General features: G+C 30.7%; 11 protein-coding genes. All 11 read left to right on the top strand.

What is annotated here, in order from left to right; genetic code table 11:
* Window positions 1-69: 69 nt before the first annotated feature.
* Window positions 70-1,104: a tRNA 2-selenouridine(34) synthase MnmH gene (mnmH, locus tag M4I33_RS01830; RefSeq protein WP_257915170.1), complete on the top strand. Its 1,035-nt coding sequence runs from the start codon at window positions 70-72 to the stop codon at window positions 1,102-1,104.
* Window positions 1,105-1,117: 13 nt separating this feature from the next.
* Window positions 1,118-3,067 (top strand): type IIA DNA topoisomerase subunit B, encoded by a 1,950-nt coding sequence (locus tag M4I33_RS01825; protein WP_257915169.1) that lies wholly within the window; start codon window positions 1,118-1,120, stop codon window positions 3,065-3,067.
* Between the two features lie 24 nt (window positions 3,068-3,091).
* Window positions 3,092-5,968 carry a DNA topoisomerase IV subunit A gene (locus M4I33_RS01820; protein WP_257915168.1) on the top strand — a complete coding sequence of 959 codons (2,877 nt, stop codon included), beginning with the start codon at window positions 3,092-3,094 and terminating at the stop codon, window positions 5,966-5,968.
* A gap of 16 nt (window positions 5,969-5,984) precedes the next feature.
* Window positions 5,985-6,530, top strand: a complete 546-nt coding sequence (locus tag M4I33_RS01815; protein WP_257915167.1) for a DJ-1 family glyoxalase III — start codon at window positions 5,985-5,987, stop codon at window positions 6,528-6,530.
* A 14-nt stretch (window positions 6,531-6,544) separates the two neighbouring features.
* Window positions 6,545-8,311: a single-stranded-DNA-specific exonuclease RecJ gene (gene recJ / locus M4I33_RS01810; RefSeq protein WP_257915166.1), complete on the top strand. Its 1,767-nt coding sequence runs from the start codon at window positions 6,545-6,547 to the stop codon at window positions 8,309-8,311.
* A 12-nt stretch (window positions 8,312-8,323) separates the two neighbouring features.
* Window positions 8,324-9,403, top strand: coding sequence for an undecaprenyldiphospho-muramoylpentapeptide beta-N-acetylglucosaminyltransferase (locus M4I33_RS01805; RefSeq protein WP_257915165.1), 1,080 nt, complete (start codon window positions 8,324-8,326; stop codon window positions 9,401-9,403).
* A gap of 409 nt (window positions 9,404-9,812) precedes the next feature.
* A complete protein-coding gene (gene nifJ, locus M4I33_RS01800; RefSeq protein WP_257915164.1) occupies window positions 9,813-13,319 on the top strand; it encodes a pyruvate:ferredoxin (flavodoxin) oxidoreductase in 3,507 nt (1,168 codons plus the stop codon).
* A gap of 216 nt (window positions 13,320-13,535) precedes the next feature.
* Window positions 13,536-13,880, top strand: coding sequence for a DUF1292 domain-containing protein (locus tag M4I33_RS01795; protein WP_257915163.1), 345 nt, complete (start codon window positions 13,536-13,538; stop codon window positions 13,878-13,880).
* Between the two features lie 113 nt (window positions 13,881-13,993).
* Entirely contained in the window at window positions 13,994-14,812 is an 819-nt protein-coding gene (locus tag M4I33_RS01790) for a PHP domain-containing protein (protein WP_257915162.1), read from the top strand.
* A gap of 19 nt (window positions 14,813-14,831) precedes the next feature.
* The gene (locus tag M4I33_RS01785) at window positions 14,832-16,010 is read left to right on the top strand and encodes a pyridoxal phosphate-dependent aminotransferase (protein WP_257915161.1); all 1,179 of its coding nucleotides are present in this window, start codon (window positions 14,832-14,834) and stop codon (window positions 16,008-16,010) included.
* 104 nt (window positions 16,011-16,114) lie between these two features.
* The gene (locus M4I33_RS01780) at window positions 16,115-16,753 is read left to right on the top strand and encodes an HAD-IB family hydrolase (RefSeq protein WP_257915160.1); all 639 of its coding nucleotides are present in this window, start codon (window positions 16,115-16,117) and stop codon (window positions 16,751-16,753) included.
* Window positions 16,754-16,758 lie beyond the last annotated feature (5 nt).

Below are 16,758 nucleotides of genomic sequence, written 5' to 3'. Positions count from 1 at the left end.
GTTTTTTTACATATTTATTTTTTGTGATAAAATAGAAGAGTTAATAAAATTGTAAGTTGAGGGATTGTTATGTTTAATATAGTTGATTATGAAGAATTAGTAGATGATAATAGTTGTATATTTGTAGATGTTAGAAGTCCAAAGGAATTCAAAGAAGCTACAATTAAAGGAGCTATTAATATTCCAGTTCTACTAGATGAAGAAAGAGAAGAAGTTGGAACAGTTTATGTAAGAGAAAATACAGAAAAAGCAAAAAAAATAGGTATAGAATATATTTCAAAAAGACTTCCAGAAATATTTGAACAAGTACAAGAGCTTTACTCACAAAAAGGTAAGAAGATAGTATTCTTTTGTGCTAGAGGTGGAATGAGAAGTGGAACTGTATATTCTCTCTTTTATTCACTAGGATATAAAGTTTACAAACTTAAAAATGGATATAAAGGATATAGAAAATACATAAATGATAACTTTAAAAAATTAAATGAAGAAGTTAAATACATAGTTTTATACGGAAAAACTGGGGTTGGAAAAACTGAATACTTAAAAGAACTTAGAAAAAGAGGGTATAATGTAGTTGATTTAGAAGGCGCTGCAAATCATAGAGGGTCTATTTTAGGTGGAGTTGCACTTGGTGGTTGTAGAAGTCAAAAAGCCTTTGAAACCGAAGTTTTTGAAGAACTTAAAAATAAAAATTCAAACATAGTATTTATAGAAGGTGAAAGTAAAAGAATAGGAAATATAATTTTACCGACATTTTTATCAGATGCTATGCAAAAAGGTATAAAAGTATGTATGGATGATACTATAGAAAATAGAAGGGATCTTTTAGTTAAAGAGTACACAAAAGATGAAAAGAGTGTAGGAGATATACTAAGATGCCTTGAATATATGTGTAAATATATCAGTAAAAAAAGAATAGAAGAATACAAAACTATGGTTACAGAAGGAAACTTTGATGAGGTATGCGAAGCCTTAATGGTTGAATACTACGATCCGTTATATACAAATGGATTTAAAGAAAAAGATTTCTATAAAGAGCTATTTTGCGATGATAAAGAAAAAACTATAAAAGAATTAATAGATATATATAACGAATTTGTTTAGTTTGGAGGAAAAGATGGGAAAAGAAATCAATGCTTCATATGACGTAAACGCCTTAACTTCTCTAGAAAAACTAGAGCCAGTTAGAGTTAGGCCTGGTATGTATATAGGTTCAACTGGAACTAAGGGTTTACATCATTGTGTATGGGAAATATTAGATAATGCTATAGATGAAGTATCAAATGGATTTGGTACAAAGGCAACTATAATACTAAATAAAGATAAAAGTGTTACTGTTATGGATAACGGTAGAGGTATACCTACAGGAATACATCCTATCAAAAAGAAAAGTGGAGTTGAAATGGTTTATACAGAACTTCACACAGGGGGAAAATTTGATAACAAAAACTACAAAACATCAGGTGGTCTTCACGGAGTTGGAGCAGCTGTAGTTAATGCCCTTTCTAAATGGGTAGAAGTTGAAGTTCATCAAAACGGGAATATATACAAACAAAGATTCGAATATGCGTATGATAAAGAACTTAAAAAAGATATGCCAGGAACTCCTGTAACTCCTTTAGAAGTAGTTGGAAAATGTAAAGATACTGGAACTATGGTTACATTTATGCCAGATAAAGATATATTTTCAACTATAGACTTTAAAGGTGATGTAATAGATGAAAGACTTCAAGAACTAGCATTCCAAAATAAAGGAATGATGCTAGAGTTTATAGATAGAAGAAAAGATGAAGAAGTAGTTAAAGAATATTACTCTAAGAGGGGACTTTTAGATTTTATAGATTACTTAAACGAAAGTAAGACACCTCTTCATAAAGACCCTATTATTTTTGAGGGGGAAAAAGAATTAAATGGATTAAATATGTTTGGTGAAGTTTGTATGCAATTTACAGATTCAACAACAGACAATATTGCAAGTTATGTAAATAATATCCCAACTACAGAAGCTGGAACTCACGAAACTGGATTTAAAACAGGTATGACTAGAGCTTTTAAAGAATGGGGTAGAAAACTTGAACTTATGAAACCTAAGGATAAAGAATTCGAAGGTGATGATTTAAGAGAAGGTATGACAGCTATCGTTAGAATAAAAATCTCAAATCCTGAGTTTGAAGGTCAAACTAAAACTAAGCTTGGAAATAACGAAGCTTATACTATGATGAATGAACTTGCATACACTAAGCTTTCAGAGTGGATTGAAGATAATAAAGACCTTGCATCAAAAATAATAAATAATGCACTTCAAGCAGCACAAAGAAGAGAGAAAATTAAAAAGATAAATGAAGCTGAAAAGAAAAAGATAGGTAAAGGGGCTGCGCCTTTAGCAGGTAAGGTAGCGGTTTGTACTGGAAAAGATAAATCATATAATGAATTTATAGTAGTCGAAGGAGATTCTGCCGGTGGTTCAGTAAAAATGGCTAGAGACAGAAGATTCCAAAGTATAATGCCATCTAAAGGTAAGATAATGAATACTGAAAAGCAAAAACTTGAAAATGTACTTGCTTCAGAAGAATTAAAAATATTTAATACTGCTGTAGGGACTGGGACTTTAGATAATTATAATGAAGATGATTTAAGATATAACAAAATAATAATTATGAGTGATGCTGACGTTGATGGTTATCATATTAGAACATTATGGATGACATATATCTATAGATATATGAGACCTCTTATAGCAAATGGACATCTTTATTTAGCTCAGCCTCCTTTATATAAAGTTTATAAAAAGGTTAAAGGAAAAGAAGTATCTGAATACGCTTATTCAGATGAAGATTTAGATGAAGTTAAAGAAAGAATTGGAAAAGGTGCATTAATACAAAGATACAAAGGGCTAGGAGAGATGAATCCAGACCAGCTTTGGGATACTACTTTAAATCCAGAAAGTAGAACACTTTTCCAAGTTACTATAGATGACGCTGCAAAGGCAGAAAAAATGGTATCTCTTCTTATGGGTGATATAGTAGAACCTAGAAGGAAATATATGTATAAATACGGTGAATTTTAATTAGAAATAGAAAGGAAAAGATTTATGGCTAAAAAAGTTAGTAGTATACCTGTGGATAAAAATATTATAAGAATTCCACTTGAAGAAGCTATGCCAGATAACTATCTGCCATATGCAATAGAAGTTGCTAAAGAAAGAGCACTTCCAGACGTTCGAGATGGGTTAAAACCAGTTCATAGAAGGATATTATATGGGGCATATCAATTAAAGGCATTTCCAGATAGACCTTATTATAAATCAGCTAGAATAGTTGGGGATATTTTAGGTAAGTATCATCCTCACGGAGATACGTCAGTATATGATGCTATGGTTATACTAGCTCAAGATTTTTCAACTAGAGAGCCTTTAATAGATGGTCACGGAAACTGGGGTTCTATAGATGGAGATGGGGCAGCTGCTATGAGATATACAGAAGCAAGACTTGCACCTATTGCTATGGAAATGATGAAAGATATTGAAAAAGATACAGTAGATATGGTTTTAAACTATTCAGATAGTGAGTTAGAACCAAAGGTATTACCAAGTAGATATCCAAACCTTTTAGTTAATGGAGCTTTTGGTATAGCAGTTGGACTTGCAACTAATATACCACCTCATAATTTAGAAGAGGTAACAGATGGAGTTTTAGCGTATATTGACAATAACGAAATAACAACAAAAGAACTTATGGAACATATTAAAGGTCCAGACCTTCCGACAGGAGGAGTTCTTATTGGTAAGAATTCTTTAATATCTGCATACGAAACTGGAAACGGAAAGGTAACATGTAGAGCAAAAACTTCTATAGATAAGTTAGAAAACGGAAGATTTGGAATAGTAATTACTGAGTTCCCATATAGAAGAAATAAGTCAAGAATACTTCAAACAATTTCTGAAATGACAGCAGATAAAAGACATGCTAAAGTTTTAGAAGGAATTACTGATATAAGAGATGAATCAGATAGAACAGGTATTAGAGCTGTTATTGAATTTAAAAAAGCATCAACTGAAGAATCAGTAGATAAGGTTCTTAAATACCTTTTTAAAAAGACAGATCTTCAGTGTAACATAAGTTTTAATATGGTTGCACTAGCTGATGGTAAACCAGAAACTATGGGTCTTAAAACAATAATAGAGCATTACGTAAACCATCAAAAAGAGATAGTAACTAGAAGAAGTAGAAAAGAACTTGAGATAGCTGAAAAAAGATTTCATATAGTTGAAGGATTTATAAAAGCTATTGATGTTTTAGATGAAGTTATAAAAACTATTAGAAGTTCTAAATCTAAAAAAGATGCAAGCGAAAATTTAATAGCTAAATTTGGATTTACAGAAATTCAGTCTAGTGCAATACTTGAACTTATGCTTTATAGATTAACAGGACTTGAAATAGATGTATTTAAAAAAGAGTATGATGAACTTCAAAAGATAATAGCAAAGCTTAAAAAGATATTATCTAGTGAAAAGGAACTGCTTAAAGTAGTAAAAAAAGAGTTACAAGAAGTAACTAAAAAATATAAGAATCCAAGAAGAACTAAGATAATAGAGGATGATAGTAAAGCTAAAATTGATATAGAAGAACTTATAGTTATAGAAGATATAATGATAACTTTATCAAAAGATGGATTTATTAAAAGAATTCCTTATAAAAATTATATAAGATCAAACTCTGACTCTAAAGAAATAGAATATAGAGAAGGAGACGAACTTAAATTCTTAATAGAATCAAATACTTGTGATACTTTGCTTATTTTCACAGATAAAGGTTATATGTATAAATTAAAAGGAATTAACACTCCAGAAGGTAAGTGGAAAGAAAAAGGTGAAAGAGTTGATACTCTAATTAGAGGGCTTAATTTAGATAACGAATCTATAATTAAAGTTATATCAGTTAAATCACTTCACCCAAATAAATATATTCAATTTATAACTGATAAAGGATATATTAAAAAGACATCTTTAGATAATTTTGATACAGCATATACTAAGCTTCAAGCTATAAAGCTTAAAGAAGGGGAAGATGTTATAGATATAACTATGCTAGTTTCAGATGAGAAAAAAGAATTCCTAAAGGTAAGTACAAAGCTAGGATTAACTTTCTCATTAGAAATACCAGAAATAGAAAACAGTCAAAGAAACATCCTTCCAATTCAAATGTTTAACTTATCTTTAAAAGATAAGATAACAGAAGCATCTTATATAGACAGATTAGAAGTAGTGCAATTTAATATTGGAATAACAAACAAAAAAGTAATTAAATCATTAAGTAGGGTAGCCAAAAATGATGATTTAAAAGTCCATACAGATTCTTTAAGTGATTTATTATTATTTACTGATAAAGGTAACTTAATTAAGCTTAAGTCATTTATGCTTAGCGGTGTTTTAGAAAAGGATATAAAACTTGAAGATATGGTTGATTCTTTAGAAAAAGATGAAGAAATTATAAAAGCAATTTCTGTAAATGGATACAATGAGAATCTAGGACTTTATACAATTACAAAAAACGGATTAGTTAAAAAGACTTCATTTAAAGAATTCGAAGGAGAATATTTAAGCGCTCCATATTATAAATTAAAAACTAAGGAAGATAGAGTAGTTAGCACTTTCCTTGGAGATTTAAATTTTGGTGAAATATTACTATTTACTGAAAAGGGAATGGGGATTAGGTTTAGCGTAGATAATGTAAGTTTAATGGGTAAATTTACATCTGGAGTTACAGGAATAAGCTTAAAAGATGAAGATAAAGCTATATGCGGTAGGTATGTAACAGAAGAGGCGGAAAAGTTTAATTTAATATTCCATAACAAAGAAGTTAAAACTTTAGAAGTATCATCTATAAAACTTCAAAACAGAGCAGGAAGAGGAACAGACCTTTTAGTTGGAGAAGTTATAGATATAATAAGAGGGGTACAATTTTTATAAGAAAGAAGGTTTTTTTATGAGTAAAGTATGTGTTTTATTAGCAAATGGATTTGAAGAAATTGAAGCGTTAACAGTTGTTGATGTTTTAAGACGTGCAGATGTTACTTGTGATGCAGTTTCAATATTTGAAGAAGAAGTAACAGGTGCTCACAATATGGTTATAAGAGCAGATAAGTTAATTAAAGATATTAGTGAATATGATGCTGTAGTTTTACCAGGTGGAATGCCAGGAAGCACTAATTTAAGAGATAATTCTGAAGTTATAGATTTAATAAAAAAGATGAACTCTTCAAAAAAAATAGTAGCTGCAATATGTGCAGCACCTATAGTTTTGGCTAAAGCAGACGTAATAAGAGGAAAAGATGTAACTTCTTATCCTGGCTTTAAAGAAGAACTAGGAGATGTTAATTATATAGAAGATAGAAGAGTAGTTATAGATGGAAATATAATAACAAGTAGAGGACCTGCAACTGCATTAGAATTTTCATTTGAAATACTAAAAAAATTAGGAAAAGTAAAAGAAGCAGAAGAAATAAGAAACGGAATGCTTTATAACTTTTAGAAAATAGGTGAATTATGAAAGAGAAGTGGCTTATAAGAGAAAAAAGAGAAGATTTTAAAAGATTAGCTAATAATTTAAATGAGGATAGTCTAATATTAAGACTTTTAGCTAATAGAAAAATATCTGATCCTAAAGCAGCTTCTCTTTTCCTATATGGAGATTTAAATAGTTTTCATGATCCATTTTTACTAAAGGATTTAAATCTTGGAGTAGAAATAATAAAAAACGCAATAATAAATAATAAAAAAATTGCTATATATGGAGATTATGACTGTGACGGAGTATGTAGTACTTCAATACTATATAAAGGACTAAAAAAATTAAATGCAAACTTTATATATCACATTCCAAATAGGGAAAGTGAAGGGTATGGGATGAACAAGGAAAGAATAAAAATCCTAAAAGATTCTGGGGTAGATATAATCTTAACTTGTGATAATGGAATTTCAGCTTTTGAAGAAATAGAATATGCTAAAGAATTAGGTTTAACTGTAGTAGTTACAGACCATCATGATATACCTTTAAAAGAAGTAGATGGAAAGCTAATAAAAGTTATGCCAAACTCTGATGCTTTAATAAATCCTAAAAGAGAAGACTGCCCTTATCCATTTAAAGACCTTTGCGGAGCGGGAGTAGCTTATAAGTTTGTTTTAGGATTATATAAAGAGTTTTCTATAGATATAAAAGAAGCGGAGGAACTTTTACAATTTGCAGCTATCGCTACTGTTTGCGATGTAGTTAATTTAATTGATGAAAATAGGATTATAGTTAAAAAAGGATTAGAACTTATAAATAATACTAATATTATAGGATTAAAAGAATTAATTAAGGTTAAGAATTTAGAAGAAAAAACTATAAATGAAGGTCACTTTGGATTTAGTATAGGTCCTTGTATAAATGCAACAGGAAGGCTTGAAATTGCAGATTATTCTGTAGAACTTCTAATCTCAGAAGATAAGGATAAAGCATTAAACCTTGCACGTAAGTTAAACGAATTAAACGAAAAAAGACAAGAGCTTACTATAGAAAGTGTTGAAAAGGTTGAAGCTTTAGTAGAAAGTGAAATAAAATCAGGGGATAAAGTTATAGTAGTCTATGAAAAAAGTATTCACGAAAGTATTGCAGGAATAGTTGCAGGAAGAATTCGTGAAAGATATAATCTTCCAACTATAGTAATAACTAAAGGAAAAGATATGCCAAAAGGCTCTGGAAGGTCTATAGAAGGATATAATATGTTTGAAGAACTTAGTAAATGCAAAGAATATTTAGAGAAGTTTGGTGGACATCCTATGGCAGCTGGTCTTTCCTTAAAGGAAGAAAACATAGAGAAATTAAGAAAAGAATTAAATTCAAACTGTAAATTAACAGAAGATGATATTACACCTAAAGTTTTAATAGATGCAGCTATACCTCTACAAAACTTAAATTATAAAATAATTGATGATTTAAATGTTATGAAACCTTTTGGAAAGGGAAATAGTACTCCTGTAATTGCTTGTAAGGATGTTTTAGTTAAGAGAGTGATGTTTATGGGTAAGGAAGGTAAATTTTTAAGATTTAAAATGGAACTTCCAGGAGGAAAGACTATAGATGGAGTGAATTTTAATAAGTACGATTTTTTTAAAGAGTCTTTTGAAGAAAAATATGGGGAAGAGGCATTTACTAAACTATTACTAGAAGGATATACTAATTTTAAGATGGATATAATATATTATCCAGAGATTAATGAATTCAGAGGAGACAAAAATATTCAAGTCTCAATTAAGAATTTTAGATTGTAAGGAGAGATAATTTTGAGTAAATATAAAATTATAATGACAGGGGGAGGAACAGCAGGGCACGTTACTCCAAATCTTGCATTAGTTCCAAGACTAAAAGAAGAAGGTTTTGATATAAAATACATAGGAAGTAAAGATGGGATAGAAAAAGATATTATAGGGAATGCTAATATTCCATACTTTGGTATATCATCTGGTAAACTTAGAAGATATTTTGATATTAAAAACTTTACTGATCCTTTTAAAGTATTAAAAGGAATAAATGAGGCTAGAAAAATATTAAATAAAGAAAAGCCTGATGTTATATTTTCAAAAGGTGGATTTGTAACAGTACCTGTAGTAATTGCAGCATCTATGAAAAAGATACCTGTTATAGCACACGAATCAGATATAACTCCAGGTCTTGCAAACAAATTAGCATCACCATTTTGTGATAAACTTTGCGTGACATTTAGAGAAAGTTTAAATTATGTAAGCAAAGAAAAAGGTGTTTTAACAGGAAGTCCTATAAGATCTGAAATATTAGAAGGGTCAAAACTAGTTGGAAAGAAAATATGTGGCTTTGATGATGATAAAGAGATTATTTTAGTTATGGGTGGAAGCTTAGGGTCTAAAGTTATAAACGATGAGATAAGAGAAAATTTAAATGAATTGCTTAAAGAAAACAACATAATTCACCTTTGTGGTAAAGGAAATTATAAAAAAGAATTAGAAAACTTAAAAGGTTATAAGCAGTTTGAGTATGTAAGTGAAGAACTTAAAGACTTACTTAAAGCTTCAGACTATATAATTTCAAGAGCTGGTGCAAACTCTATTTTTGAGTTTTTAGCACTAAAAAAACCTACACTTTTAATTCCATTATCAAAAAATGCTAGTAGAGGAGACCAAATTTTAAATGCAAATTCATTTAAAAAAGAAGGTTTTGCAAATGTTATAGAGGAAGAAGAACTTTCAAATACTGGAATACTAACTGAAATAAAAAGATTAAAGGAAGATAAAGAAACTTTAGTTAAAAATATGAAGTCTAGTAAGATGAATAATGGAGTAAATGGAATAATGGACGTGATAAAGGGTTCTATAACAAGTAAAATGTAGTAGAAAAAGAATATTTATCGTAAATAAGGAAATTTAAAACTTAAATAAGCTTTGAAAACTTGCAAAATATTAATAGTAGTATATAATGAAAGAGATGGACTTTGACTTTTTAATAATATTAAAAAAGGTTTTGTTAATCTCTTTTTTAAAGCTTAAAATCAAAGTCGAAATTTGTAATATATTTTTTGTAGGGGTATGTTAAATAAAAGACAATCTTTTATTATGATTTACCTCATTTAATGTGTAAAAGTGTAAGACACTTTAATTTAATCGATTTAAATAAAATTATATTTCTCACTAATTTTATTTATATATATTGATGTAAAAAGTTTTAATTGTGGAATCTGTATTAAAACTTTTTATATTAAAAAATTTCTTATTTTTTAATAATAGAAAGAGGGGTCACACGATGAGAAAAATGAAAACAATGGATGGAAATACGGCTGCTGCTCATATTTCATATGCATTCACAGAGGTTGCTGCAATCTATCCTATAACACCATCATCACCAATGGCTGAACACGTAGACGAGTGGGTAGCACAAGGAAAGAAAAACATATTCGGTCAACCAGTTAAGATTATGGAAATGCAATCAGAAGCTGGAGCTGCAGGTGCAGTTCACGGATCATTACAAGCTGGAGCATTAACTACAACTTACACTGCTTCACAAGGTTTATTATTAATGATACCAAATATGTATAAAATTGCTGGAGAATTATTACCTGGAGTATTCCATGTATCAGCTAGAGCATTAGCTACATCATCTCTAAGCATATTCGGAGATCACCAAGATGTTATGGCTGCAAGACAAACAGGATTCGCTATGCTTGCAGAAGGTTCTGTTCAAGAGGTAATGGACCTTTCAGCAGTAGCTCACTTAGCAGCTATAAAAACTAGAGTTCCATTCTGTAACTTCTTCGATGGATTCAGAACTTCACACGAAATACAAAAAGTAGAAGTTATAGAACACGAAGAATTAAAAGACTTAGTAGATATGGAAGCTTTACAAGCATTCAGAGATAGAGCATTAAACCCTAACCACCCAGTAACTAGAGGTACTGCTCAAAACCCAGATATCTACTTCCAAACTAGAGAAGCTGTAAACAAATTCTACAACAGCATTCCTGATGTAGTTGAAAACTATATGGCTGAAATCACTAAAATAACTGGTAGAGAATACCACTGTTTCGATTACTATGGAGCAGCTGATGCTGACAGAGTAATAGTAGCAATGGGATCAGCTACAGATGTTTGTGAAGAAACTATAGATTACTTAAACGCTAACGGACAAAAAGTCGGAGTAGTTAAAGTAAGATTATACAGACCTTTCGATATCGAAAGATTAAAGAAAGCTATACCTAGCACAGTTAAGAAAATTGCTGTTTTAGATAGAACTAAAGAACCAGGTTCAGCAGGTGAACCATTATACTTAGATGTTAAGAGCGCTTACTATGGAGAAGAAAATGCTCCTGTAATAGTTGGTGGAAGATTCGGATTAGGATCAAAAGACCCTAACCCAGGACACATCGCTGCAGTATATGAAAACTTAGCTAAAGACGAACCAAAAGATGGATTCACATTAGCTATAAACGATGACGTTACAAACACTTCATTAGAAGTTCACGAAGATATAGATGCTACTCCAAAAGGAACTACAGCTTGTAAGTTCTGGGGATTAGGATCAGATGGTACTGTTGGTGCTAACAAAAGTGCTATCAAAATCATCGGAGACCATACAGATATGTATGCTCAAGGATATTTCTCATATGACTCTAAAAAATCAGGTGGTATAACAGTATCACACTTAAGATTTGGTAAACAACCAATAAAATCACCTTACTTAATAAACAAAGCTGATTTCGTTGCTTGTCACAACCAATCATATGTTTACAAATACAACGTATTAGAAGGATTAAAACCAAACGGAACATTCCTTTTAAACTCAATCTGGACTCCAGAAGAAGTTGAAGAAAACTTACCAGCTTCATACAAAAGATATATAGCTGAAAACAACATCAAATTCTATACTTTAAACGCTGTTAAGATAGCTCAAGAAATAGGATTAGGTGGAAGAATCAACATGATAATGCAATCAGCTTTCTTCAAGTTAGCTAACATTATCCCAGTTGAAGATGCAGTTAAATACTTAAAAGACGCTGTTGTTACTTCATACGGTAAAAAAGGTCAAAAAGTTGTTGATATGAACAACGCTGCAATTGACAAAGGTGTTGACTCAATAGTAGAAATCACAGTTCCAGCTTCATGGAAAGATGCTAAAGAAGAAGCAGTAGTTGAAGCTAGACCAAAAACTGATTTCGTTAAAAATATAGTAGATCCTATAAACAGACAAGAAGGATTCGATTTACCAGTTTCAGCATTCAACGGAATGGAAGACGGTACTTTCGAAGCTGGAACAGCAGCTTCAGAAAAAAGAGGAATAGCTATAAACGTTCCTGAGTGGGAAGCAGATAAATGTATCCAATGTAACCAATGTGCTTACGTTTGTCCACATGCTGCAATTAGACCATTCTTATTAACTGAAGAAGAATTAGCTAACGCACCAGCAGGATTCAAAGCTGTAGACGCTAGAGCATTAAAAACAGAAACTCCTGTTAAGTTCACAATCGGAATTACTCCATTAGATTGTACTGGATGTGGAAACTGTGCTCAAGTTTGTCCAGCACCAGGAAAAGCTTTAGTTATGAAACCAGCTGCAACTCAAGATGTTGAAATAGCTAACTGGGATTACGCTATAGAAAAAGTTTCACCAAAAGCTAACCCAATGAACAAGAAAACACTTAAAGGAAGCCAATTCGAGCAACCATTATTCGAGTTCTCAGGAGCTTGTGCAGGTTGTGGAGAAACTCCTTACGCTAAGTTAATAACTCAATTATTCGGAGACAGAATGATGATAGCTAACGCTACTGGATGTTCATCAATCTGGGGTGGATCAGCTCCTTCAACTCCATACACAGTTAACCACAAAGGTCACGGACCAGCTTGGGCTAACTCATTATTCGAAGACAACGCTGAATTCGGATTAGGTATGTTCTTAGGTGCTAACGCTATAAGAGAAAGAGTTAAAGAAAACGCTCTTAAAGCTATCGCTGACGGAGTTGCTGTAGAAGAATTACAAGCATTCGTTGACGGATTCACAACTGGTGAAGGAACTAGAGATAGAGCTGACGCTGTAGTTGCTGCTTTAGAAGGATCAGATAACGTACACGCAAAAGCTATCTTAAACGAAAAAGACTTCTTAGTAAAACCATCACAATGGATATTTGGTGGAGACGGATGGTCATATGATATCGGATTCGGTGGAGTAGACCACGTATTAGCTACTGGAGAAGATGTAAATATATTTGTATTTGATACAGAAGTTTACTCAAACACTGGTGGTCAATCATCAAAATCAACTCCAACTGCTGCAATAGCTAAATTTGCTGCATCAGGTAAGAAAACTAAGAAAAAAGACCTTGGTATGATCGCAATGAGCTACGGATACGTATATGTTGCTCAAATTTCAATGGGAGCTGATAAGAACCAAACTCTTAAAGCTATCGCTGAAGCAGAAGCATACAAAGGACCATCACTAATCATAGCTTACGCTCCATGTATAAACCACGGAATTAAGATTGGTATGGGTAACAGCCAAGTTGAAGCTAAAAAAGCAGTAGATTGCGGATATTGGGCAATGTACAGATTCAACCCAGAAGTTAAAGAAGCTGGAAAGAATCCATTTGTTTTAGATTCAAAAGAACCAACTGGAGACTTCAGAGAATTCTTAATGGGAGAAGTTAGATACGCTTCACTTGCTAAAGCATTCCCAGAAGCTGCAGATGCATTATTCGAGAAAACTGAAAAAGATGCAAAAGAAAGATTAGCAGGATACAAAAAACTAGCTGCTGATAACTAAAATTCATCTTTAATATAAAAGAAGACTCAGGCTTTGCCTGGGTCTTTTTTATTTATCTTACAAAATATTAAAGAAACTCAATTATAAGTAAGAGAATAAAGAAAATTCGTAGAGAATGAGTGAATAAATTAAAAAAAATAAAGAATTTGCTTTTAATTTAGATAAAATAAGGGTAGAATGAAAATAGACAATACACAATTGAAGGAGGAAAAAGAAATGGATAAAGATTTAAACAAATGTGGATGTGGAAGCCACGAAGAAGGTAATGGATGCGGATGTGGAAGCCACGAGCATGAACACGATCACGAATGTGGATGTGGATGCGGTGAACACGAACATGAACATTTCGTAGTTGATTTAGTAGACGAAGAAGGTAACGAAGTTGCTTGCCCTATTATAGATGAATTTGAATATAACGGTGGAGAGTATTACTTAGCTCAAAATCCTACTGATGATTCAGTATATATGTTCAGATTAGTAGAGGAAGAATTAGTAGTTCCTGACGAAGATGAATTTAATGAAGTTGCTAAATACTACAACGAAGTATTAGTTGAAAACTAAAAATTATGGGAGAGTGAAATTTCACTCTCCTTTTGTGAATATAATTATATTGAATAATTTACTTTAATAGACAATAATGGTATATTCATTATGTGAGTTGGAAGGTGATTAATATGAAATTTTGTGATTTACATATTCATTCTTCCTTTTCAGATGGCAAGTTGACACCAGAAGAGATTGTAAGTACTGCAAGGAGTAAAGGTGTTAAATGCATATCTATAACCGACCACGATACTTTAGACGCTCAATACATTACAAATAACAAATACGAAGATTTAAGTATTATTCCTGGAATTGAACTTAGTACAGAAGTAAATGGAATAGAGATTCATATTTTAGGATATTTTATAGATATTAAAGATGAAAATTTAAATAAAGTCTTAAGTGAACTTAAATTTTATAGAAAAGAGAGAGCTAAAAGTATAGTTTCAAAGCTTAACAAAATGGGGATTGATATTGATATATCAGAAGTTTTAAAAAATGGCAAAGAAACTGTGGGAAGAGCAAATATTGCACTGGAGATAGTTAAAAAAGGCTACGAGTGCAATTATAAGAGTGCATTTAATAAGTATTTAGTTCAAGGGAAACCTGCTTACGAAAAAGGGAAGAAGCTAACTTATAAAGAAGCTATAAAATTAATTCAAGCTTCAAATGGAATAGCAGTGTTAGCGCATCCTGGAAAAATTTATAAAGCACGTGAGATTGAAAATATAATTAAAGAACTAAGGTGTTATGGTTTAAGAGGTATCGAAGTATACCACAATAGCCACACTAAAGAACAGATAAATAAATTTTACAACTTGAGCAAAAAGTACAAAATGGTTATCACTGGTGGAAGTGATTTTCACTGCTGCCTATCTGAATGCGAGATTGGCTCTGAAGGAATAGATAGCGAATTATATGAAAAATTTATAGGAGCAAAGAATAAATAATTAAAGGGGCGAAATAAATATGAACTTATCAAAAAAAGCTAAAGATATAGCGCCGTCAATAACTCTTGAAATAACAGCGAAAGCTAAGAGTCTTAAAGAATCAGGAGTTGATGTAATAAGCTTTGGGGCAGGTGAGCCAGATTTTAATACACCTAAAAATATTATAGATGCAGCTTATAAAGCAATGCTTGATGGTAAAACTAAGTATACTCAAACTTCAGGAATATTAGAACTTAGAGAAGCTATATGTAAAAAGTTTAAAGAAGATAACGACTTAGAGTATAAAGTAGATCAAATTTTAGTAAGTACTGGAGCGAAGCAATCTTTAGCAAATGCTTTTTTAGCTATTTTAAATCCAGAAGATGAAGTAATAATGGCAACGCCTTATTGGGTTAGTTATCCGGAACTAATAAAATTAGCAGATGGAAAACCTGTATTTTTAAATAATTCAAAAGATAATGGATATAAACTAAACAGGGAAGAATTAGAAAAAGCATTAACTTCAAAAACTAAAGCTTTTATAATAAATAGCCCAAACAACCCAACTGGAACTATATATACTAAAGAAGAACTTTATGACCTTGCAAAATTTGCAGAGGAAAATAATCTTATAATAATTTCTGATGAGATTTATGAAAAACTTATTTATGATAATGAAAAGCATATAAGTATTGCAAGCTTAAGCCCTTATGCTTATAAAAATACAATAGTTATAAATGGTTTTTCAAAATCCAGTGCAATGACTGGATGGAGAATAGGATATGCAGCAGCTAATAAAGAAATTATTAAGCTTATGACAAGTATTCAAAGTCACACTACTTCAAATACTTGTTCTGTAACTCAATACGCAGCACTTGAGGCTTTAAACGGTCCTAAAGATGAACTTTTAAAAATGGTTAAAGCTTTTGAAGACAGAAAAAACTTTATGGTCAAATTATTAAAAGGTTTAAAAGATATAGATATAATTGAGCCAAAGGGAGCTTTTTATGTTATGGTTGATATAACAAAATATTTAAATGATGATATAAAAGACTCTCTAGAATTTTCTAAAGAGCTTTTAGAAAAGGAAAAGGTAGCTGTTATTCCTGGGATTGGGTTTGGGTTAGAAGGATATATAAGACTTTCTTATGCGATTTCTAAAGAGCAAATTGAAGAAGGAATAGAAAGAATTAAAAACTTTTTAAATATAATAAAATAATTTATTAAAAAAGCTAACTTTTTTTGAAAAAAGTTAGCTTTTTTTTAGTAAAACTGATTAATATATTATATAATAAATTATATAAATAGATTTTGGAGGATTAGATGGAGAAATTAGCAATATTTGACGTAGATTTTACAATTACAAGAAAAGAAACTTTAATGCAATTTTTTAAGTTTATGATTCATAAGGATAAAAAGAATATTAAATTTTTACCTAGAGCAATATTTAGTGGAGCTTTATATGGACTTAAAATATATGATGAAAAAAAAGTAAAGCAATCTTTCTTAAAATTTATTGATGGAATAGAAGAAAAAGATTTAGAAAATACAGTTAAAGAATTTTATGAAGAAGTTTTAGAAAAAATTTTATATAAAGATGCAATAGATATGATAAAAAAACTTAAAAAAGAAGGATATAAGATATATTTAATATCTGCATCTCCAGAATTTTATTTAAATGAATTTTACAAAATTAAAGAAGTAGATAGAGTGATAGGAACTAAGTTTAAATTTTCAAGTGGAAAATTTACAAGGATGATGGATGGTTCAAACTGCAAAGGTGAAGAAAAGGTTATAAGGTTAAAAGAAGTGTTAAAAAAAGAAAACATCCAAGTTGATTTTAAAAATTCATATATGTTTTCAGATTCTTTAAGTGATAAACCTTTATTAGATCTAGTAGGAAAACCATATTTAATAAATTTTAAAAAGAAAAATGATATTGAAATTCTAAAGTGGAAATAACTACA

The organism is Clostridium sp. LY3-2, assembly GCF_024705715.1.
GTDB lineage: Bacteria > Bacillota > Clostridia > Clostridiales > Clostridiaceae > Clostridium.
The sequence above is the reverse complement of the archived record's forward strand: the minus strand, read 5'-3'. Positions and strand labels throughout refer to the sequence as shown.

Excerpts from the sequence above, each read along its gene's own strand:
- mnmH (WP_257915170.1), top strand. The coding sequence starts at position 70 with ATGTTTAATATAGTTGATTATGAAGAATTAGTAGATGATAATAGTTGT.
- M4I33_RS01825 (WP_257915169.1), top strand. The coding sequence starts at position 1,118 with ATGGGAAAAGAAATCAATGCTTCATATGACGTAAACGCCTTAACTTCT.
- M4I33_RS01820 (WP_257915168.1), top strand. The coding sequence starts at position 3,092 with ATGGCTAAAAAAGTTAGTAGTATACCTGTGGATAAAAATATTATAAGA.
- M4I33_RS01815 (WP_257915167.1), top strand. The coding sequence starts at position 5,985 with ATGAGTAAAGTATGTGTTTTATTAGCAAATGGATTTGAAGAAATTGAA.
- recJ (WP_257915166.1), top strand. The coding sequence starts at position 6,545 with ATGAAAGAGAAGTGGCTTATAAGAGAAAAAAGAGAAGATTTTAAAAGA.
- nifJ (WP_257915164.1), top strand. The coding sequence starts at position 9,813 with ATGAGAAAAATGAAAACAATGGATGGAAATACGGCTGCTGCTCATATT.
- M4I33_RS01795 (WP_257915163.1), top strand. The coding sequence starts at position 13,536 with ATGGATAAAGATTTAAACAAATGTGGATGTGGAAGCCACGAAGAAGGT.
- M4I33_RS01790 (WP_257915162.1), top strand. The coding sequence starts at position 13,994 with ATGAAATTTTGTGATTTACATATTCATTCTTCCTTTTCAGATGGCAAG.
- M4I33_RS01785 (WP_257915161.1), top strand. The coding sequence starts at position 14,832 with ATGAACTTATCAAAAAAAGCTAAAGATATAGCGCCGTCAATAACTCTT.
- M4I33_RS01780 (WP_257915160.1), top strand. The coding sequence starts at position 16,115 with ATGGAGAAATTAGCAATATTTGACGTAGATTTTACAATTACAAGAAAA.